Genomic DNA, 18,357 nt, shown 5'->3' with positions numbered 1-18,357 from the left:
CGCCGCGGGTCAGAGCCGCGCCGCGAGGCGATGGTAGGCGGCGTTCCAGCGCAGCTCGCGGGTGACCGAGGCGATGGTGGTCTCGGCGTCGATCGCCACCAGCTCGACGCCGACGATGCTGGCGAGGTCCTCCATCGCTGCGCGGGGGAGCGCCTTCGAGAGCACGGTGTGGTGCGGCGCCCCGGCCATGAGCCAGGCCTCGGCCGACGTCTCCAGCGAGGGCCGCGGACGCCACACCGCGCAGGCGACGGGGAGTCGCGGCAGGTCCCGAGCCGGTTCGACGACGTCGATGTCGTTCAGCGTGATCCGGAACCGGCCGCCGACGTCGGACATGCCCGCCACCAGACCCGGTCCCGGGTCCGCGACGAAGCGCATCCGCACCGGGTCCTCGCGGCCGCCGATGGAGAGCGGGTGCACCTCCACAGTAGGCGTCGAGGTGGTGACGCTCGGGCAGACCTCGAGCATGTGCGCGCCGAGGACGACCTCCTCACCCGGGACCAGGTGGTAGGTGTAGTCCTCCATGAAGCTGGTGCCGCCCGCGAGGCCCTGCGCCATCGTCTTCATGGTGCGCAGCAGCATCGAGGTCTTCCAGTCGCCCTCGCCGCCGAAGCCGTAGCCGTCGGCCATGAGCCGCTGCACGGCCAGCCCGGGCAGCTGGCGCAGGCCGCCGAGGTCCTCGAAGTTGGTGGTGAAGGCGCCGAACCCGCCACGGGTGAGGAAGGTGCGCAGCCCCACCTCGATGCGCGCGCCGTAGCGCAGGGACTCGTGGCGCCCCCCGCCCGGCAGCAGCTCGGCGGCGACGTCGTAGCGGTCCGCGTACTCCTCGACGAGGGAGTCGACGTCGGCCGGGTCGGCGGCATCGACCTCCGCGACGAGGTCGGTGACGGCGTAGGCGTTGACCGAGACCCCGAAGGTGGCCTGAGCCTGCACCTTGTCGCCCTCGGTGACCGCGACGTCGCGCATGGTGTCGCCGAAACGGGCCAGGCGCAGCGTGCGCAGCTCGGCCGCGCCGAGCGCCGCACGGGCCCACTCGCCCACCCGGCGCACGACCGAGGGCGACTCGACGTGGCCGGCGACGGTCTTGCGGGCGACCCCGAGGCGGGTCTGGACGTAGCCGAACTCCCGGTCGCCGTGCGCGGCCTGGTTGAGGTTCATGAAGTCCATGTCGATGGTGCTCCACGGGAGCTCCATCCCGGCCTGCGTGTGCAGGTGCAGAAGCGGCTTGGTGAGCACGCTGAGTCCGGCGATCCACATGCGGGCCGGGGAGAAGGTGTGCATCCAGGTGATGACGCCGACGCACTGCGGCGCGGCGTCGGCGGCGAGCACCTGGCGTCGGATCGAGTCCGACTCCAGCAGCACCGGCTTCCACACCACGCGCACGGGTACGTCGAGCCGGTCCGCCAACCGGCCGGCGATGTCGCGCGACTGGGTGGCCACCTGCTCGAGGATCTCGGGCCCGTAGAGGGCCTGGCTGCCGGTCAGGAACCACACCTCGGCGGCGTCGTCTGCGTTCACGATCGCTCCTCCTGCTGTCCGTAGACGTGCTGGTAGCGCTCGAAGAGCCGATCGGTGTCGGCCTCCGAGACGGGCACCGGCGCCCCGAGCTGCCGGGCGAGGTGCGTGGTCCGGGCGACGTCCTCGCACATGACGGCGGCCTTGACGGCGTCGCGGGCCGTGGGGCCGACGGCGAAGACGCCGTGGTTCTGCATGAGCACCGCCGGCGACCTGCTCCCGGCCAGCGTCTCGACGATGCCGCGGCCGATCGAGTCGTCACCGATCATCGCGAAGGGGCCCACCGGGATGTCGCCGCCGAACTCGTCGGCGCACATCGTCAGGACGCACGGCACCGGCTCCGCCCGCGCCGCCCAGGCCGTGGCGTAGGGCGAGTGGGTGTGCACGACCCCGCCGACGTCCGCGCGGTGGCGGTAGACGTAGGCCTGGGCCGCGGTGTCGGACGACGGCGCGTGGTCGCCCTCGACCACGGTGCCGTCGAGGTCGCAGACCACCATGCTCTGCGGGGTGAGGTCCTCGTAGCGCACGCCGGACGGCTTGATGACGAGCAGCTCGGCACCCGGCACCCGGGCCGAGACGTTGCCGGCGGTCCAGGCCACGAGGCCGTAGCGGGGCAGCTCCGCGTGCAGCGCGCAGACGTCGTCTCGCAGTCCGGCCACCGTACGGGCGACGTCCTGGGTCAGCGTCATCGGCGGGCCTGATAGCGGAGGGTCCGGAGCCGGCGCATCAGCGGCGTGGCACGGCCGAAGTGGTCGTGCAGCTCGCGGTAGAGGGCGAAGAGGTCGTCGTAGCCGGCCGACCTGGTCGCGTCGGGCAGGTAGGCGTGCCGCTCGACGCGTCCCATCGCGGCCGCCGCCGCGGGCACGTCGGCGTAGCGACCCGCCGCCACCGCCGCGTGGATCGCGGAGCCCAGGGCGGGGGCCTGGGCCGACGCGGCGACCGAGAGCGGCAGGCCCAGCACGTCGCAGTAGAGCTGCATGAGCACCCGGTTCCGGGTCAGCCCGCCCGCCATCACCAGCTCATCGACCGGCACGCCCGCGGCCGCGAACGTCTCGACGATCACCCGGGTGCCGAAGGCGGTGGCCTCGTGCAGCGCGCGGTAGACGTCCTCGGGCCGGGTGGCGAGGGTGAGGCCGAGGACGAGGCCGGAGAGCTGGTGGTCGACCAGCACCGACCGGTTGCCCGAGTGCCAGTCGAGCGCCACCAGCCCGTGCTCGCCCACCGCCTGCTTCTCGCCCAGCCGGGTCAGGTGCTCGTGGAGGCTCTCGCCGGCCTCGCGTGCGGCCACCGCGTAGGCCTCGGGCACGCCGTGCTCGACGAACCAGGCGAAGATGTCGCCGACGCCGCTCTGCCCGGCCTCGTAGCCGAAGAGGCCCTCGACGATGCCCCCGTCGACCACGCCGCACATGCCGGGCACCTCGCGCAGCACATCGGCGCTCATGACGTGGCAGGTGGAGGTGCCCATGATGGCGACCATCTGCCCCGGCTCGACGGCTCGGACGGCGGGCGCGGTCACGTGGGCGTCGACGTTGCCCACGGCCACGGCGATGCCCTCCGGGAGACCGGTCCAGCACGCCGCCCGTGCACCCAGCCCGCCGGCACGCGCTCCCAGCCGGCCGATCGGCTGATGGAGCTTGTCCGCGACGAAGCCGCCGAACCCCTCCGCCAGGCCCTCCAGGAAGGCCGCAGAGGGGTAGCGGCCTTCCTGGAGGACGCCCTTGTAGCCCGCTGAGCAGGCGTTGCGGACGTAGGTGCCGCACAGCTGCCACACGATCCAGTCGGCCGCCTCGACGAAGCGCTCCATCCGGTCGTAGGCGTCGCGGTCCTCCTCGAAGAGCTGGAGCCCCTTGGCCAGCTCCCACTCGGAGCTGATCAGCCCGCCGTACCGCGGCAGCCAAGCCTCGCCCCGCTCCTCGGCCAGCCGGTTGACGCGGTCGGCCTGCGGCTGCGCGGCGTGGTGCTTCCACAGCTTGGTGTAGGCGTGCGGGCGACCGGCCAGCTCGGCCAGCTCGTCGAGCGGGGTGCCGTCGGCCAGGGTCGGCACCATGGTGCAGGCGGTGAAGTCGGTGGCGATGCCGACGACCTGGGCCGGGTCGACGCCGGACTCCTGCAGCGCCCGGGGGACGGCCACGCGCAGGACCTCGCGGTAGTCGTCCGGCACCTGCAGCGCCCAGTCGGCGCCGAGCCGGGTGCCGTCCGGGAGCGACTCCTCCAACACCCCGTGCGGGTAGTCGACCACGGCGTCGGCCACCTGCTCGCCGTCGCTCACGCGGACGACGACGGCGCGCCCGGAGAGTGTGCCGAAGTCGACCCCGACGACGTACTCATCGCCCATCCGCTGCCTCCTCACGACGCCCGACGACGCCAGTGACCCACGTCACCCGAGGTGAGTGTGAGCGCTAACACCCGTTAGCGTCAAGCAGGGCCGAAGCGCCAGGCCATGCGGTGCCGGTAGCGCTCGCCCGGCCGCAGCACGGCGCCGCCGCTACCGGGCCGGCTGGGGCTGTCCGGCGGCAGCTGGGGCTCGAGCGCGACACCGGCATAGGCCGTGATGGGGTGCCCGGCGCGCGACGTGGTGCTCCCGTCGAGCTTGGATCCTGCGTAGACCTGCAGGCCGGGCTGGTCGCTGCGGACGCTGAGCGCGAGACCGCCGGCCGAGGAGATCAGCCGTGCCACCTCGCGCAGGCCTGCACCGTCGGGCAGCAGGTCGTGGTCGATGTCCGCGACGCCGTCCAGGCGGATCCCCGCGCGCAGGTCGAAGGGCGTCCCGGCCACCTCGACGTCGGGGTCGCGGCCGGGGCCGGTGGGGATGCCGACGTCGTCCACGGGCGTGTAGCGCGACGCCGGGACGCTCAGCACATGGTCCCGCACGTCGCGTCCCGGCAGGTCGCCGTCGAGGTTGAAGTAGCTGTGGTTGGTCAGGTTGACCACGGTGGCGGCGTCGGTCTCGGCGCGGTACTCGAGGGCGACGCTCGCACCGGCCACCGACACGTCGAGCTCCACCCGCAGCCGGCCGGGGAAGCCTTCCTCCCCCGCCGGGCTCTCCAGCGCGAGCCGCACGCGGTGGCGCTCGTGGGCGACGACCTCCCATATCCGGGAGTGGAAGCCGCCGGGGCCGCCATGCAGGTGCTGGCCCCGGTCGTTGCGGGCGAGCCGGTGCTCGACGCCGTCGACCAGCAGCCGGCCGGCGGCGATGCGGTTGGCGTAGCGACCGACGGTGGCGCCGAGGTAGTCGTGACCGGCCCGGTAGTCCGCCGGGTCGGCGTAGCCCAGCACGACGTCGCGTCGCACGCCGTCGGATCCGGTGACCCATACGCTCCGCACCGTTGCGCCGAGCGGCAGCAGCTCGACCTCGACCCCGTCGCGGCTGCCGATCCGCAGGCTCATCGCGGTAGGTTAGCGCTCACACGACGATGTGGAGGAAGCGTGCGCACACCCACGCCGGACGACCGGTTCTCCTTCGGCCTGTGGACGGTGGGCTGGCTGGGGGTGGACCCCTTCGGGACCGCCAGCCGGCCCGCCCTCGACCCGTGGGAGTACGCCGAGCGGCTGGCGGGGCTCGGCGCGTGGGGCATCACCTTCCACGACAACGACCTCTTCGACTTCGACGCGGACGAGGCCACCAAGGCCGAGCGCGTCGAGCGCCTGCGCCGCGCCACCGACGCCGCCGGGCTCGTCGTCGAGATGGTCACCACCAACACCTTCACCCACCCGGCGTTCAAGGACGGCGGGCTGACCTCCAACGACCGCGGCGTGCGCCGGTTCGGGCTGCGCAAGGTGCTGCGCGCCGTCGACCTCGCCGCCCAGGTGGGCGCCTCGACGTTCGTGATGTGGGGCGGCCGCGAGGGCGCCGAGTACGACTCGTCGAAGGACGTGTACTCCGCCTTCGAGCGCTACAAGGAGGGGCTCGACACGGTCGCCGGCTACATCAAGACCCAGGGCTACGACCTGCGGATCGGGCTGGAGCCGAAGCCCAACGAGCCGCGTGGGGACATCTTCTTGCCCACGGTCGGCCACGCGCTGGCCCTCATCGCCGAGCTCGAGCACGGCGACGTCGTCGGGCTGAACCCGGAGACCGGTCACGAGCAGATGGCCAACCTCAACTACAACCACGCGCTGGGCCAGGCGCTGTGGAGCGGCAAGCTGTTCCACCTGGACCTCAACGGCCAGCGGGGCCTGAAGTACGACCAGGACCTCGTCTTCGGCCACGGCGACCTGCTCTCGGCGTTCTTCACCGTCGACCTGCTCGAGAACGGGTTCCCGAACCACCCCGAGGGCCCGCGCTACGCCGGCCCGCGGCACTTCGACTACAAGCCCTCGCGCACCGAGCACATGGACGGTGTGTGGGAGTCGGCCCGAGCCTGCATGAGCACCTACCTCATGCTCGCCGAGCGCGCTCGCGCGTTCCGCGCCGACGCTCGGGTGCAGGAGGCCATGGCGTACTCCGGCGTGCCCGACCTCGCCGTCTCCACCCTGGACGAGGGTGAGACGGCCGCCGACCTACTGGCCGGCGACGACTCCTTCGACCCCGAGGTCGCGGCCGAGCGCGACTACGGCTTCGTCGCGCTCCAGCAGCTGGCGCTCGAGCACCTCGTCGGCTGACCTCGACGACCACCTCGTCCCCAGCGAGGGCGGCTGCAGCGGTGAACGCCCGCGCCGTGCAGGCGGGCGCCGCGCGTCACCGTGGCGCGGCGACGCTGTCGCGCTGGACCAGTGTGGGCGGCACCGCCTCCGCCGCCGGAGCGCCGCCGTGGTCACGCCAGCCCAGGATCGCCTGCAGCGCCTGGTGCGCCACGGCGTCGAAGTCGGGGCGCACGGTGGTGAGCGGTGGCGAGAGGAAGCCGGCCTCGGGGATGTCGTCGAAACCCACCAGACTGATCCTGTCGGGGACGTCGAGGCCCTGGTCCCGCAGCGCCTTGGTGATGCCGAGCGCGAGGTGGTCGTTGGCGGCGAACACCGCCGTCACCTCCGGCATGCGCGCCAGCATCTGGCCGGCGCGGTAGCCGGCCTCGGGCGTCCAGTCCGCGGCGATGACCGGCGGCACCTCACGGCCCGCCGCGTCCAGCGTCTCGCGCCAGCCCGCCGCCCTACCGGCGCTGTCGAACCAGTCGGGTGGTCCCGAGACGTGCCACACGGTCCGGTGCCCGGCGTCGAGCAGGTGCTGGGTGGCCAGCCGCGCGCCCTCCGCCTGGTCGACCGTCACCAGGCCGGAGGGCCGCGACGGGTCGCCGTCGATCGCCACCACCGGTACGTCGCCCCGGACGCCGTCCAGGGCCTCCTGCGCCGAGACCACCGGCACGATGACCACGATGCCGTCGACCCGCTGGGCCAGGTGACGCTCCACGGCGGCCTCGACCGAGGACCGGTCGACGCCACGGATGCTGGCGGTCGAGACGTCGAACCCCGCCTCGGAGGCGGCCAGCTCCAGCGCCGTGCGCAACCGCACCGGGCCGAACAGCGGGGTGGCCTGGGTGACGACGCCGATGGTCTGCGACGCGCCGGTGACCAGCGCCCGGGCCGCGCGGTTGGGGCGGTAACCGAGCTCGTTCATGGCCGCCTGGACCCGCAGCCGGGTGGTCTCGGCGACGTTGGGGTGGGCGTTGAGCACCCGTGAGACCGTCTGGTGCGAGACGCCGGCCAGCCGGGCGACGTCGGTCATGGCCGGGCCGCGCTGCGGCCGGGGTGGAGCCGTCGGCCGCGGCTCACCGACGGGTGAGGAGGCGGCCATGGCCCCAGTATCGGGCACGCGTCGTCGCCTCAGCCCGCCTGCGCCGCCCGCCGGGCCCGGCGGTACTCCTCGACCACGATCTCGTTCAGCTCCTCCACCGAGGTGTCCGCCGTCGGCTTGTCGAAGGTGATCTCGCCGCCCTGGATGAGGTTGACCCGGTCGCACGACTGGAGCACGTGCACGTAGTTGTGGGCGATCATGATGATCGAGACCTCGCCCGCCTCGCGCAGCTGCTGCACGAGGTCGAGGATCATCGCCCCCTCCTTGGCGCCCATCGCCGCCAGCGGCTCGTCGAGCAGGATGACGTCGGCCTCGGAGGTCACCGTCCGGGCCACCGCGATGGCCTGGCGCTGCCCACCGGACAGGCGCGCCACCGGTACGTCGAGGCGGGGGATGTTGATCCCGATCCGCTCCAGGGCCTCGCGGGTGCGCTCGCGCATCACCCGGCGGGCAAGCAGCGGGATGGGCCGCGAGACCAGCTCCCGCTTGAGGAACATGTTCTGCACGACGTCCAGCTCGTTGACCAGGGCGAGGTCCTGGTAGACGCAGTCGATGCCCAGCGAGCGGGCGTGGTCGACGTCGCGGAAGCTCACCTGCTCGCCCTTGACGACGATGCGGCCCTCGTCGGGGTTCTGGAAGCCGGCGATGATCTTCATCAGGGTCGACTTGCCGGCGCCGTTGTCGCCGAGCAGGCCGAGCACCTCGCCGCGGCGCAGGTGCAGGTTGATGTCGCGCAGCGCCGTGACCGCCCCGAACCGCTTGGAGACGTGCTCGACCCGCAGGACGTCGTCGTCGCCCTCCGTCTCAGGCATGCCCGGACCCCTTCCGCACGCGGCCGACGTAGATGTTGACGGCCATCGCGATGAGGATCGCGAAGCCGAGGATGAAGTCGAGGTAGTCGGCACTGACCCCGTCGAGCACGAGTCCGTCGCGCAGGACGCCGAGGAAGAGCGCGCCGAGCAGCGCGCCCACCACCGTGCCTTCGCCGCCGGCGAGCAGGGTGCCCCCGATGACCGCCGCCGAGACCGCGCGGAACATCGTCTCCGAGGCCCCGGCGGTGTCGGGGGTGACCGAGCTGGCGCGCATCGCCTCCAGCACGCCGACGAACCCGGCCAGCAGGGCGCAGAGCACGAAGTTGCGGATGACGATGCTGCGCACCTTGATCCCGGCCTCCGCCGCGCCGTGCCGGTTGCCGCCCACCGCGACCGTGTACATGCCCCAGCGCGTGGATCGCAGGACCACGTGGAGCAGCGCCACCGCGAGCAGCGCCCAGATCAGCTCGGAGTAGATGCCGGCACCGAACACCCTCGCGAAGCCGCCCACGTGGTTGACCTGCTCCTGCAGCGTGATGGTGTGGCCGTTGACGACCTTCTTCACCGACTCGGTCGTCGTGTGAACCTCGGCGCCGGGCATGGCGACGGGGGCGGCCCCCGAGATGATGAGCGTCAGGCCGCCCACGCCGAGCAGCGTCCCCAGCGTGACGATGAACGAGGAGATGCCCACGACCGCGGTCAGGACGCCGTTCAGCGCCCCGATCAGCGCGGCGCACACGAGGCACAGGAGCAGGTCCACCACCAGCGGCAGCCCCAGCTGGTGGAACTCGTAGAACATGAACGGGGCGAAGAGGTAGACCGACCCGATGGACAGGTCGATCTCGCCGGCCACCATGAGCATCACCTCGCCCACCGCCAGGATGGCGAAAGGGGCGAAGTAGGGCAGCAGCGTCTTGAAGTTCGCGCTCGTCAGGAACCGGTCGTTGGCCACGGCGAAGTAGGCGATCGCGAGGATCGTCACCACGACGATGCTGCCCTCGCGCAGGGTGAGCAGCCGTCTCATGGTCGACGTCCCCGCCCCCGGGCCGGGGCCCCGCCCCGAGGCCGGCGGCGGTGTCGTCGAGGTCGGCGACTCCGCGTGTGAGGTGGCCATCAGCTCTTCGAGACCCCCGCCGCCTTCGACGATCCCTCGTAGCGGGACTTGGTGCTGTTGTACGGCTTCACCGTGGTCTTGTCGAGGAACTTCAGGCCGGTGTTGACGTCGGCCATGCCGCTCAGCGTCTTCGACACGGTGTACAGGTAGAGCTCCAGGACGGGCAGGAAGCCCTGGAGGTACGGCTGCTGGTCGATCGTGAAGTCCAGCTGGTCGGAGGCCAGCAGCTTCTGGGTGATCGGGGTGAGGTCGTAGCCGCCGGCCTTGACGCCCTTGCCGCGCAGCGAGTGCTTCTGCATGGTCTGGGCGATGCTCTGGGTGCTGCCGGCGTCGACCGCGAAGAGACCCTTCACGTCGGAGTGGGCGGTCACGTAGGAGTCGATGGTCGACAGCTCGGCCGGGATGGCCGCGCCGGTGGCCACGGTCGAGGTGGTGATGGAGGGATGGGCCTTGAGTACGGAGAGCGCGCCATCGATGCGGGGCTGCAGGTTCGTCGAGCCGGGGGTGGCGATGAACAGGGCGACCGGGCCGGAGCCGACGAGGTCGACGATGCGGTTGCCCATCTCCTGGCCCGAGGCGAAGAGGTCCTGCCCGATGTAGGCGAGGCGGGAGTTGGTGCTCGCGTCGGCGTTGTAGCCGACCACCGGGATGTCGGCCTTGATGGCGGCGTCGGTCGGGGAGTTGAAGGCCTTGTCGTCGACGAGCGCGACCGCGAGGCCGTCGGCACCGCCGGTGATGGCGGTGTTCATCGCATTGACCATCTCGTTGACGTTGCTATTCTCCGAGCCGGTCCACTGGTACTGCGCCCCGAACAGGTCGCAGGCGTCCTGGGCGCCGTAGCGGGTGGGCACGAAGAACGTGTTCGTCGTGACGTGGTTGACGAAGACGAACTTCAGCTTCTTCGACGACCCGAAGGTGTCCCCGGCGGATCCGGAGGACGCCTTCGCATCGGAGCCGGAGCTGCAGGCGGCGAGCATGGCGGAGGCCAGCGCGGCGCCGCCACCGGTGAGAGCGGCGCGTCGGGCCATGGCGAAGCGGGGTGCGCGCTCGGGCGTCGAGCGGCGGGCGTCGCGCCACTCCAGGCGGTCGAGTGCCTCGGCCGCGATGTCAGCGTTCACCTCGGAGCGACCTGAGCCGCCGATACCTCGTTCTTCGTGCATGTCCGCGCTCCCACGTCTGATGCCGGCCGCCGCAGGGATCCCCGCGGCAGTCGGATTGTTATCGCTCACATCGGGTGTGTCAAGCATCACAGGCGCCCGGACGAGCCACCGCGCCACCGGGCGACATCAGGTTCTGGGGACGGCTGCCACGATGGCAGGCGTGGACCTGGCGCGCGGGCCGTTCGAGCGGCTCGTCGACGATGCCCTGGACGGCGTCCCGGACGAGCTCGCCACCTTGGCGCGCAACGTCGTCGTCCTGGTGGCCGACGATCCACCCACCCACGCCCCGGATCTCCTGGGCCTCTACGAGGGCGTCCCGCTGACCGAGCGCGACAGCAGCTACACCTTCCGCGAGCCCGACCGCATCACCGTCTTCAGCCGTCCGCTGCTGGCCATGTGCGCCGACGAGGCCGAGCTGGTCGAGCAGGTGCGCATCACCGTGGTGCACGAGATCGCGCACCACTTCGGCATCGACGACGACCGGCTGCGCGAGCTCGGCTACGGCTGAGCAGCGCCGATTCCACCTCGCCGCAGGTGCTCCGGTATGGTTCTCACCGCTCGGGCAGGTAGCTCAGTTGGTACGAGCGTCCGCCTGAAAAGTGGAAGGTCGGCGGTTCGACCCCGCCCCTGCCCACGAGCACGCAGGGCTGTTGACCTGCAGCGATGCCCCCGCCGGCTGCCGGCGGGGGCATCTGTTCGTCGGCGGGTGCGGGTTCACGGATCCATGAGGGGGCCGTGGACGCCGATGGCGGGGTCGGTGCCGAGTCGTGGTGGCACCGGGCTGGGTTCTCGGTCGTTCCAGTGGCCGGTCAACTGCTGGGCGAGGGCGCGGTCGGCGAGGCCGGCGGCGTCGTAGCCGTCGGCGACCATGGCCTCTTCGATGGCGGCGGCGAGTTCGGGTGCGTGGCGGGTGCCGAGCAGCCACCAGGTGAAGAGGCTGAACACGCGGTGGCGGGGGTCGAAGGACTTCCAGGAGCTGGTGATGGCGGTGTCGAGGCCGTTGACGACGAGCCCGTTGAGGCCGAAGACGCCGATGCGGTAGTTCGGTGAGGTCTGGGGCATGTCCTCACGCCGCCCGAGCAGCCCCATGCGGACCCCGACCCGGACACGGCCGGGGTCGAGGGTCTCCCAGGGCACGACGTAGGCCGAGTTCTTGAAGCCCAGGACCAACCCGTGATCGCAGACCCGGTGCCGCTCCAGGCCGTGGAAGAACAACAGTGGGCCTCCCCAGAACACCATGACCCCTGCCATGAGAGCCCCGCGGAAGACGGCTTCGCCCCGATCTGGCGCTGTGGCGACAACGAACGGGACCCCAGCAGCCACAGCAGGGCGTACGGGACCCAGAACCCGGGGCCTGGCCAGGCGCGGAAGGTGTCCCGCACCTGACCCATGTCGGACCAGTCCACCGCGGCGAGCTCGTGCAGCCGCTGCAGGGCGGCCTCGTCGTCGGGCCCGTCGATCTCGAGGAACTGCCGTCGGGCCGCGTTCACGTCCCGATGCTCGCTCATCGGGACAGACCGTTCCACACCGAACGGTTGCGGCGCGCCGTCAACGCACCCGCCCCGGCTTCCTCGTCGCCGGCGGGCGGTCCGCCCTACATTGATGACCATGCCGATTCCCACACCGGGCGACCTGCTGGGGATGCCCTCGCGCCTGGCCAGTGCCAGCGCCGAGGTCACCGCGGGGCTGGCGCGGTTGCTGTCCAAGGACGGGCTGATCGGGCGTCTGGAGCGGATGGCCGACGACCCCGACAGCCCGCTGGGCCGCATCGGCGCGCTCGCGCAGGCGCTCTCGCGCGACCGGCCGCTGGGCCAGGCGATCGCGCCCGGCGGTGCGCTGGACCGGGCGTTCGCCGAGGACGGTCCGGTGCGTCGGCTGCTGGCCGACGGCGGACCCGTCGAGCGGCTGCTCGCCCCCGGTGGTGCGGTCGAACGGCTTCTGGAGCCCGGCGGGGCGCTGGAGCGGCTGCTGGTGCGAGACGGCGCGCTGGACCGGATCACCCGGCCCGACGGGCTGCTGGACCAGCTGCTGGCCGAGGACGGGCTGGTGGAGCGCTCGTTCGCCGACGACGGCTTCGTCGACAAGCTGGTCGCCGAGGGCGGCACGCTGGACCAGCTGGTCGATCTCGGCGCACGGCTCGAGCGGCTGCAGCCGGTGCTGACCGAGCTCATCGAGGAGGCGCTGCCCCAGCTGCAGGCCTCCGCCGACGCGCTGGGCGAGGCCGTCGGGCCGCTCTCGGAGCTCGCCGGGCGGCTGCCGGGCCGCAAGCGCGCGGCGAAGGCCGGTCCCGCCTAGGTCGAGGTCTCGTTGTCCCGGCTGACGTCGATGCCGCGCGAGCGGTAGAGCAGCAGCACCGCGACGCCGATCACCAGCCACACCAGACCGCCGACCTTGGCGTTGGTCTCGGCGTTGACGAGCACGTAGCCGATGACGACGAACCCGATGACCGGCGAGACCAGGTGGAGGAACCAGTTCGGGCGGGCGCCCTTGACCACGTACCAGGCCACCACCGAGACGTGCAGCAGCAAGAACGCCGTCAGCGCGCCGAAGTTCACCAGCGAGGAGATCAGCGCCAGCTGGCCGACGAAGAACAGGCCGAGCACCAACGTCAGCGCGCCGACGAGCAGGATCGCCCGCTCGGGCACCTTGGTGCGGACGTTGACGTGGGAGAGGAAACGCGGCAGCCGGCCGTCGCGGCTCATCGAGAACAGCAGCCGCGACGTCGCGCTCTGCGCCGCCACCGCGTTGGCCAGGCCCACCGCGAGGGCGTTCATGACCAAGAACGCGACCTGCCAGCCATGGGAGCTGATGTTCTCGACGATGGCGAAGAACGCGTTGTTGGTGTCGGCCTCGGAGAACTGCTTCGTGTCGGGCACGAGCATCGCGGCCAGCCAGGTCTGGGTGATGAAGAACAGCGCCACCACCACGAGTGCGGAGACCATGGCGATGCCGGCCGAGCGACGTCCGCCGCGCGCCTCCTCCGAGAGCGTCGCGATGCCGTCGAAGCCCAGGAAGCTGAGCACCGCGATCGAGAGCGCCGTGCCCACCAGGCCGGGAGTGAAGGAGGAGGAGTCGAAGAACGGGGTGAAGGTGAGGGTGGCGCCGTCGGTGCCGTGGGCGATCGCGACGATCGCCATCACGGCGAAGATGGCGAGGAACAGCACCTCGGCCACGAGGAACAGCCGGTTGACGATGGCGGTGAACGAGATGCCGACGAAGTTGACCGAGGTGTTGACGAGCAGGAAGACCACGATCCAGACCCACTTCGGGACCCCGGGGAAGATGCCCGACATCGACTCCGCGGCGATGACGTAGAGCAGGGTCGGCACCAACAGGTAGTCCAGCAGGATCGTCCAGCCGGCCAGGAAGCCCAGGTTCGGGTGGATGCTGCGGCCGACGTAGGAGTACACCGAGCCCGCGATCGGGAACGCCTTGGCCATCTGGGCGTAGGAGAGCGCGGTGAAGATCATGGCGACCAGCCCGATCACGTAGACCAGCGGCACCATGCCCTTCGAGGCGTTGAACACGACGCCGAAGATCGCCCACGGCGCGATGGGCACCATGAAGACCAGGCCGTAGACCACCAGGTCGGCGGTGGAGAGCCGCCGGTCGAGCTCCTGGCGGTAGCCGAACTCGGCGAGCTCGTCCTCGGCGCTGCTCACGCGCCCGCCTGCCCGTCGTGCTCGGCCAGGAAGCCGCCGACCACCTCGAGGAACGCCTCGTGCTCCTCGACGTGCGGCATGTGGCTGGAGGCCGGGAACACGTGGCTGCGCGAGCCCCGGATCGCGTCGAGGAAGGGCTGCCAGACGAGGGGCATCGCCTCGTCGTGGGCGCCGCTCACCACCAGTGTCGGCACCGAGATCGCCGGCAGCCGGTCGACGATCGTCCAGTCCTTCATCGACCCGACGACGTGGAACTCGGTCGGCCCGTTCATGGTGTGGTAGACGGTCGGCTCCGCCTCGATCTGGGCGAACGTGGCCGCTACCTCGGGCGGGTTCGGCACGACGCGGCACACGTGGGCGTCGTAGAAGACCTGCATCGCCGCCAGGTACGCCGGGTCGTCGTAGTCGCCGCTGGCCTCGTAGCGGGTGAGCGTCTGCTGCACCTCCTCGGGCAGCTCCGCGCGCAGCAGGTTGGCCGCCTGAAGCCACAGCTCCATGGAGGCGGGGGAGTCGCAGATGGTCAGGCTGCGCACGCCGGCGGGATGGGCCAGCACGTACTCCGGGGCCAGCATCCCGCCCCAGGACTGGCCGAGCAGGTGGAAGTCCTCGGCGATACCGAGGTGCTCGACCAGCTGCTGCAGCTCGGCCACGAACAGCTCCGGCTTCCAGACCGCCGGGTCGGCGTCGGGGTGGTGGCTGCTGCGGCCACACCCGATCTGGTCGTAGTGCACCACCGCCCGGCCCTCGCCGACGCCGGCCAGGTTGGCCATCGACAGGCAGTAGTCGTGCGCGGCCCCGGGGCCGCCGTGCAGCACCACCAGCGGGGGCGGGCCGGCGCCGAGCTCGCCGGTCACGCGGTACCAGGTGGTGCCGGCCAGACCAGGCGCGGAGAACGCCATCTCGCCGGTGCTGGTGGGCTCGGGGATCGCGTACGTCGGGGCCACGATGCCCAACGAACCACGGACCGGGGGTCCACGACCAGCCACCCGCTCGGGTGTTCTTTCGACAAACCTTCGACAACTGGTTTGCGCACGGCCGCCGGGGGAATGTAGGAGGCACCGCAGTCGCGACCCGCTCAGGGCCGGACCTCGGGTCGAGACAAGGGAGTCCTCACCATGAGCGCAGTCGAGGTCGTCGAGCACCACGCCGGTCACCGGCTCCCGCGTCGCTACCGGCGCAACATCGCACTGGTCACCGCGCTGGCCGTCGTGCTGGCCCTCATCACTTTGCTGGGCTGAGCGGTGACCTGCACCTACTGCCTGGTCGAAGGTCTCAGCGCCGTTCCGCAGGCGGCCGTCACCGCCTGGGAGGGCACGCCGGTCTGCGGCTCGTGCGCCGACCACCTCGCCGGCGAACGCAACCGGCGCACCCAGGAGGCGCTCGCCTGGACCGAGTCCAGTCGCCTGCTGCGGGCCGTACCGGCCGATTCGTGAGTTCGAGCCCCCATCCGTTAGGCTCGTCCTGCTTCACAAGGCCCCGTAGCGCAGTTGGTTAGCGCGCCGCCCTGTCACGGCGGAGGCCGCGGGTTCAAGTCCCGTCGGGGTCGCTCCTGCCGGTCGTTTCCGACCGGCTCCTCGCGGACGGTCAGGCCGTCTGAGCGCCGCCGCGGTGGTCGCGATAGCCGCCGGTCCACGGGGCGGGGTCGTCACCGTCGCCCTGCCGCACGAACTCGCCGAGGTACCAGGCCTGCACCTGCTGCTGGCGCGGGGTGGGCGGGGTGACCAGCAGCTCCGCCTCGTCGAAGAAGGCGTACACCTCGGCGAGCAGCTCGACCAGCCGCCCGACGGTCCGCGCCATTGTGCGGGGCACGTCGACGACCAGGTCGAGCCGGTCGACGCCGTCGTGCTCGGCGTCGGCGAGCACCTCGAAGCCGCGGTAGCGGCGCAGCTCGATCTCGGCACGCAGCGCCACCTCGGAGAACTCCACCGCGAGCGGGTAGTGCTCGGCGTTGGTCAGTGCCAGCAGCCGCAGCTCGCGGCGCAGCTCGTTGAACTTGCGGCGCACGTCGGACAGCGAGGTCACCGGCGTGGCCAGCAGCCGGACCGTCATCATCTCGTCGGACTCGGACCCGGTGTGCTCGGCCACGAGCTGCTCGAGGTCGAACAGGTCGCCCTCGTTGACCTCGGGGTCCTCGCGCGGCTCGGCCACGGGCTCGAACCAGACCGCCTTGCCCATGCCGAAGGCGTCGATGTCGGAGCCCCAGCGCGAGGAGTGCAGCGCCACGAGGGCCAGGCCGCGCCCGAAGGTCAGGAGGTCCTCATCGGGCGCATCGAGGTCGATGCTCGCGTCGATCGGCCGTGGCGGTACCAGCGAGCGGTCGGCCACCTCGATGCGCGGGTGGGCCTGCGTGCCCCGGACGCGGACCGCCACCGGCGGGCTGGAGTGCATGATCGCGTTCGTGACCAGCTCGGAGACCCCGAGCTCGGCGCTGTCGGCGAGGTCGCCACGGCCGATCTCGCGCAGCACCCGGGCGACCCACTCGCGGGCGACCTTCACCGCTCGTGGGGTGGCAGGCAGCGTCAGCGCGTGCTGCCTGCTCAGCGACACGAGCAACTCCTCGCGAACCGATCCCCATACGGACACGCGGCAGCTCCCATTCCGCCACGTACTCGATGCCGAGCCCACCGAGCGGTCGGATCATCCCCACCCGGACCGCTTCTAATCCTCGCAGGTCCCGTTAGTTCATTCCAGTACCGCGGCGGCGAGATCGAGCAACGCGTTCTCAACCACCTCGGTCAGCGCCGGGTGGATCCAGTACTGCCCCCGCGCCAGCCCCTCGACGCCCACGTCCTGGCTCATCGCCTGGATCAGCGGCTGGACCAGGATCGAGGCCTCGGGACCGATCAGGTGCGCGCCCAGCAGCCGGCCGGTGCCGCGCTCGCCGACCAGCTTCACGAAGTGCGAGGTGTCCTCCATCGCCCAGCCGTAGGCGACGTCGCCGTAGGCCTTGGTCGCCACGGCGACGTCGAGACCCTGCGAGCGCGCCTCCCGCTCGGTGAGGCCGACCGCCGCGACCTGCGGCGAGCTGAACACCGCGTGCGGGATGTGACGGTGGTCGGTGGTCATCGGCTCGTCGGGGTGGAGCACGTTGTGCTGCACCACCCGGGCGTCCTGGTTGGCCACGTGCTTGAGCATCTCGTGGCTGCTGACGTCGCCCAGCGCCCAGACGCCCTCGGCGGTGGTGCGCTGGTGCTCGTCGACGACGACGAACCCTTGGTCGTCGAGGTCGACGCCGGCGCGGTCGAGGTCGAGCTGATCGCCGTTGGGCACCCGCCCGGTGGCCAGCAGCAGCGTGTCGACCACGACGTCGTCGCCCTCGGAGAGGTGCAGCCGGATGCCGTCGGCGGTCTTCTCCACCGATGCGACCGTGGTGAGCAGGCGTACGTCCCACTGCTGCTGGGCGATCGCGGTGAAGCGGGTGGCCACGTCGGTGTCCTCGGCCTGCAGCAGCGCGTCGCCGCGGTGGATCTGGGTGACCTGCGAGCCGAAGCCGGAGAAGACGTGCGCGAACTCCGCGCCGATGTAGCCGCCTCCCACGATGGCGATGCGGTCGGGCAGCGTCGCCAGGCGCATCACCGTGTCGCTGGTGTGGTGCTCGACGCTGTCGAGGCCGGGCAGGTCCGGCACGAGTGCGCGGCTGCCGGCGGCGATGACGACCTGGTCGCCGCTGATCTCGACCTCGCCGCCGGCGTCGAGGGCGACGGTGAGGGTGCGCGGCCCGGTGAAGCGGGCGTCGCCGACGATCATGTCGACGTAGTCCAGGCCCTCGCGGTAGTCCAGCCCCCCGACCGAGATCGGGTCGATACGGCCGAACACCCGGTCGCGCACGGCCGGCCAGTCGACGCCGTCGGAGCTGGTGCGCGCGCCGAGGTCCGGACCGTGGGCCGCCGAGCGCGAGATGTCCGCCGGGTGGACGAACATCTTGGTCGGGATGCACCCGACGTTGATGCACGTGCCGCCGAAGACGCCGCGCTCGATGATCGCCACACGACGCCCTTCGAAGTCGTCGGTGACGATGGTGTTGCCCGAGCCAGTACCGATGACGACGAGGTCGTAATGGGTCACCGCCTCAGTATGCGGCGACGAGCATCACCCCCCGGGAGGGACTCCCGGCTCGCCCGACGGGGTTGAGACTGGTGAGAATGGTCGTTGTCGTCCCCGTCGAGTAAGGACCGTCATGGAGCAACAGCCCCGCCATCACGTCGTCGTCGTCGGGTCCGGGTTCGGCGGCCTGTTCAGCACCAAGGCGCTGCGCGGCGCCGACGTCGACGTCACGATGATCGCCCAGACCGCCCAGCACCTGTTCCAGCCGCTGCTCTACCAGGTGGCCACCGGCATCCTCTCCGAGGGCGAGATTGCCCCGCCGACG

General features: G+C 71.5%; 18 protein-coding genes, 2 tRNA genes and 1 pseudogene. 8 read left to right on the top strand and 13 right to left on the bottom strand.

Features of this window, described 5'->3' with window-relative positions:
- Positions 1-9: 9 nt before the first annotated feature.
- From araA to D9V37_RS16585, 4 genes are all read right to left on the bottom strand, one after another.
- The gene (araA, locus tag D9V37_RS16600; RefSeq protein WP_232524963.1) at positions 10-1,515 is read right to left on the bottom strand and encodes an L-arabinose isomerase; all 1,506 of its coding nucleotides are present in this window, start codon (positions 1,513-1,515) and stop codon (positions 10-12) included.
- Positions 1,512-2,201 carry an L-ribulose-5-phosphate 4-epimerase gene (locus D9V37_RS16595; RefSeq protein WP_121807264.1) on the bottom strand — a complete coding sequence of 230 codons (690 nt, stop codon included), beginning with the start codon at positions 2,199-2,201 and terminating at the stop codon, positions 1,512-1,514. The genes araA and D9V37_RS16595 overlap by 4 nt, the downstream gene beginning before the upstream one ends.
- A complete protein-coding gene (gene araB, locus D9V37_RS16590; RefSeq protein WP_121807263.1) occupies positions 2,198-3,847 on the bottom strand; it encodes a ribulokinase in 1,650 nt (549 codons plus the stop codon). Before araB ends, D9V37_RS16595 begins: the two co-directional genes overlap by 4 nt.
- A gap of 80 nt (positions 3,848-3,927) precedes the next feature.
- Positions 3,928-4,899: an aldose epimerase family protein gene (locus D9V37_RS16585; RefSeq protein ID WP_121807262.1), complete on the bottom strand. Its 972-nt coding sequence runs from the start codon at positions 4,897-4,899 to the stop codon at positions 3,928-3,930.
- A 39-nt stretch (positions 4,900-4,938) separates the two neighbouring features.
- Between D9V37_RS16585 and xylA the strand changes: the two genes are divergently transcribed.
- Positions 4,939-6,114, top strand: a complete 1,176-nt coding sequence (xylA, locus tag D9V37_RS16580; RefSeq protein WP_121807261.1) for a xylose isomerase — start codon at positions 4,939-4,941, stop codon at positions 6,112-6,114.
- Between the two features lie 76 nt (positions 6,115-6,190).
- Here xylA and D9V37_RS16575 read toward each other — a convergent pair whose 3' ends face one another.
- From D9V37_RS16575 to D9V37_RS16560, 4 genes are all read right to left on the bottom strand, one after another.
- The gene (locus tag D9V37_RS16575; protein ID WP_198412617.1) at positions 6,191-7,240 is read right to left on the bottom strand and encodes a LacI family DNA-binding transcriptional regulator; all 1,050 of its coding nucleotides are present in this window, start codon (positions 7,238-7,240) and stop codon (positions 6,191-6,193) included.
- Positions 7,241-7,269: 29 nt separating this feature from the next.
- Positions 7,270-8,052 (bottom strand): ATP-binding cassette domain-containing protein, encoded by a 783-nt coding sequence (locus D9V37_RS16570; protein ID WP_121807259.1) that lies wholly within the window; start codon positions 8,050-8,052, stop codon positions 7,270-7,272.
- Positions 8,045-9,076, bottom strand: a complete 1,032-nt coding sequence (locus tag D9V37_RS16565; protein WP_121807258.1) for an ABC transporter permease — start codon at positions 9,074-9,076, stop codon at positions 8,045-8,047. The genes D9V37_RS16570 and D9V37_RS16565 overlap by 8 nt, the downstream gene beginning before the upstream one ends.
- An 89-nt stretch (positions 9,077-9,165) precedes the next feature.
- Positions 9,166-10,284 carry a sugar ABC transporter substrate-binding protein gene (locus tag D9V37_RS16560; protein WP_198412616.1) on the bottom strand — a complete coding sequence of 373 codons (1,119 nt, stop codon included), beginning with the start codon at positions 10,282-10,284 and terminating at the stop codon, positions 9,166-9,168.
- Positions 10,285-10,477: 193 nt separating this feature from the next.
- Here D9V37_RS16560 and D9V37_RS16555 point away from each other — a divergent pair, with 193 nt between their 5' ends.
- On the top strand, positions 10,478-10,834 hold the full coding sequence (locus D9V37_RS16555) for a metallopeptidase family protein (RefSeq protein ID WP_121807256.1): 357 nt from the start codon (positions 10,478-10,480) through the stop codon (positions 10,832-10,834).
- Positions 10,835-10,886: 52 nt separating this feature from the next.
- Positions 10,887-10,960, top strand: a tRNA-Phe gene (locus D9V37_RS16550).
- 80 nt (positions 10,961-11,040) lie between these two features.
- Here the strand turns inward: D9V37_RS16550 and D9V37_RS16545 are convergent.
- Positions 11,041-11,577: a hypothetical protein gene (locus tag D9V37_RS16545; protein ID WP_147455989.1), complete on the bottom strand. Its 537-nt coding sequence runs from the start codon at positions 11,575-11,577 to the stop codon at positions 11,041-11,043.
- A 357-nt stretch (positions 11,578-11,934) separates the two neighbouring features.
- On the opposite strand from D9V37_RS16545, the gene D9V37_RS16540 reads away from it, so the two are divergent.
- Positions 11,935-12,621: an ABC transporter gene (locus tag D9V37_RS16540; protein ID WP_147455988.1), complete on the top strand. Its 687-nt coding sequence runs from the start codon at positions 11,935-11,937 to the stop codon at positions 12,619-12,621.
- On the opposite strand, the gene D9V37_RS16535 is transcribed toward D9V37_RS16540, so the two are convergent.
- Positions 12,618-13,988, bottom strand: a complete 1,371-nt coding sequence (locus D9V37_RS16535; RefSeq protein WP_121807253.1) for an APC family permease — start codon at positions 13,986-13,988, stop codon at positions 12,618-12,620. The genes D9V37_RS16540 and D9V37_RS16535 overlap by 4 nt on opposite strands.
- On the bottom strand, positions 13,985-14,932 hold the full coding sequence (locus D9V37_RS16530) for a proline iminopeptidase-family hydrolase (protein WP_232524962.1): 948 nt from the start codon (positions 14,930-14,932) through the stop codon (positions 13,985-13,987). The genes D9V37_RS16535 and D9V37_RS16530 overlap by 4 nt, the downstream gene beginning before the upstream one ends.
- A gap of 171 nt (positions 14,933-15,103) precedes the next feature.
- On the opposite strand from D9V37_RS16530, the gene D9V37_RS20930 reads away from it, so the two are divergent.
- The 3 genes from D9V37_RS20930 (at position 15,104) to D9V37_RS16520 (ending at position 15,534) form a co-directional block, all read left to right on the top strand.
- A complete protein-coding gene (locus tag D9V37_RS20930) occupies positions 15,104-15,226 on the top strand; it encodes a hypothetical protein (RefSeq protein WP_269778388.1) in 123 nt (40 codons plus the stop codon).
- 3 nt (positions 15,227-15,229) lie between these two features.
- Positions 15,230-15,421, top strand: coding sequence for a hypothetical protein (locus tag D9V37_RS16525; RefSeq protein WP_121807252.1), 192 nt, complete (start codon positions 15,230-15,232; stop codon positions 15,419-15,421).
- A gap of 39 nt (positions 15,422-15,460) precedes the next feature.
- Positions 15,461-15,534 (top strand) — tRNA-Asp (locus D9V37_RS16520).
- Positions 15,535-15,572: 38 nt separating this feature from the next.
- Here the strand turns inward: D9V37_RS16520 and D9V37_RS16515 are convergent.
- Both D9V37_RS16515 and D9V37_RS16510 read right to left on the bottom strand, forming a co-directional pair.
- The gene (locus D9V37_RS16515) at positions 15,573-16,535 is read right to left on the bottom strand and encodes an ATP-binding protein (protein ID WP_158604503.1); all 963 of its coding nucleotides are present in this window, start codon (positions 16,533-16,535) and stop codon (positions 15,573-15,575) included.
- 135 nt (positions 16,536-16,670) lie between these two features.
- The gene (locus D9V37_RS16510) at positions 16,671-18,053 is read right to left on the bottom strand and encodes a mycothione reductase (RefSeq protein WP_121807250.1); all 1,383 of its coding nucleotides are present in this window, start codon (positions 18,051-18,053) and stop codon (positions 16,671-16,673) included.
- A gap of 112 nt (positions 18,054-18,165) precedes the next feature.
- On the opposite strand from D9V37_RS16510, the pseudogene D9V37_RS20925 reads away from it, so the two are divergent.
- Positions 18,166-18,315 (top strand): annotated as a pseudogene (locus D9V37_RS20925) (NAD(P)/FAD-dependent oxidoreductase); the annotation flags it as partial.
- Positions 18,316-18,357: the final 42 nt, after the last annotated feature.

It is taken from the genome of Nocardioides mangrovicus, from assembly GCF_003674065.1.
In the GTDB taxonomy this organism is placed as follows: domain Bacteria; phylum Actinomycetota; class Actinomycetes; order Propionibacteriales; family Nocardioidaceae; genus Marmoricola; species Marmoricola mangrovicus.
This window is presented reverse-complemented; position numbering and strand designations above follow the sequence as displayed.

What these genes read in the sequence shown, in the direction of transcription:
- D9V37_RS16575 (WP_198412617.1), bottom strand. Translation starts at nt 7,240, where the DNA reads ATGGCCGCCTCCTCACCCGTCGGTGAGCCGCGGCCGACGGCTCCACCC.
- araB (WP_121807263.1), bottom strand. Translation starts at nt 3,847, where the DNA reads ATGGGCGATGAGTACGTCGTCGGGGTCGACTTCGGCACACTCTCCGGG.
- D9V37_RS16595 (WP_121807264.1), bottom strand. Translation starts at nt 2,201, where the DNA reads ATGACGCTGACCCAGGACGTCGCCCGTACGGTGGCCGGACTGCGAGAC.
- D9V37_RS16545 (WP_147455989.1), bottom strand. Translation starts at nt 11,577, where the DNA reads ATGGCAGGGGTCATGGTGTTCTGGGGAGGCCCACTGTTGTTCTTCCAC.
- D9V37_RS16555 (WP_121807256.1), top strand. Translation starts at nt 10,478, where the DNA reads ATGGCAGGCGTGGACCTGGCGCGCGGGCCGTTCGAGCGGCTCGTCGAC.
- D9V37_RS16540 (WP_147455988.1), top strand. Translation starts at nt 11,935, where the DNA reads ATGCCGATTCCCACACCGGGCGACCTGCTGGGGATGCCCTCGCGCCTG.
- D9V37_RS20930 (WP_269778388.1), top strand. Translation starts at nt 15,104, where the DNA reads ATGAGCGCAGTCGAGGTCGTCGAGCACCACGCCGGTCACCGGCTCCCG.
- D9V37_RS16570 (WP_121807259.1), bottom strand. Translation starts at nt 8,052, where the DNA reads ATGCCTGAGACGGAGGGCGACGACGACGTCCTGCGGGTCGAGCACGTC.
- D9V37_RS16565 (WP_121807258.1), bottom strand. Translation starts at nt 9,076, where the DNA reads ATGAGACGGCTGCTCACCCTGCGCGAGGGCAGCATCGTCGTGGTGACG.
- D9V37_RS16585 (WP_121807262.1), bottom strand. Translation starts at nt 4,899, where the DNA reads ATGAGCCTGCGGATCGGCAGCCGCGACGGGGTCGAGGTCGAGCTGCTG.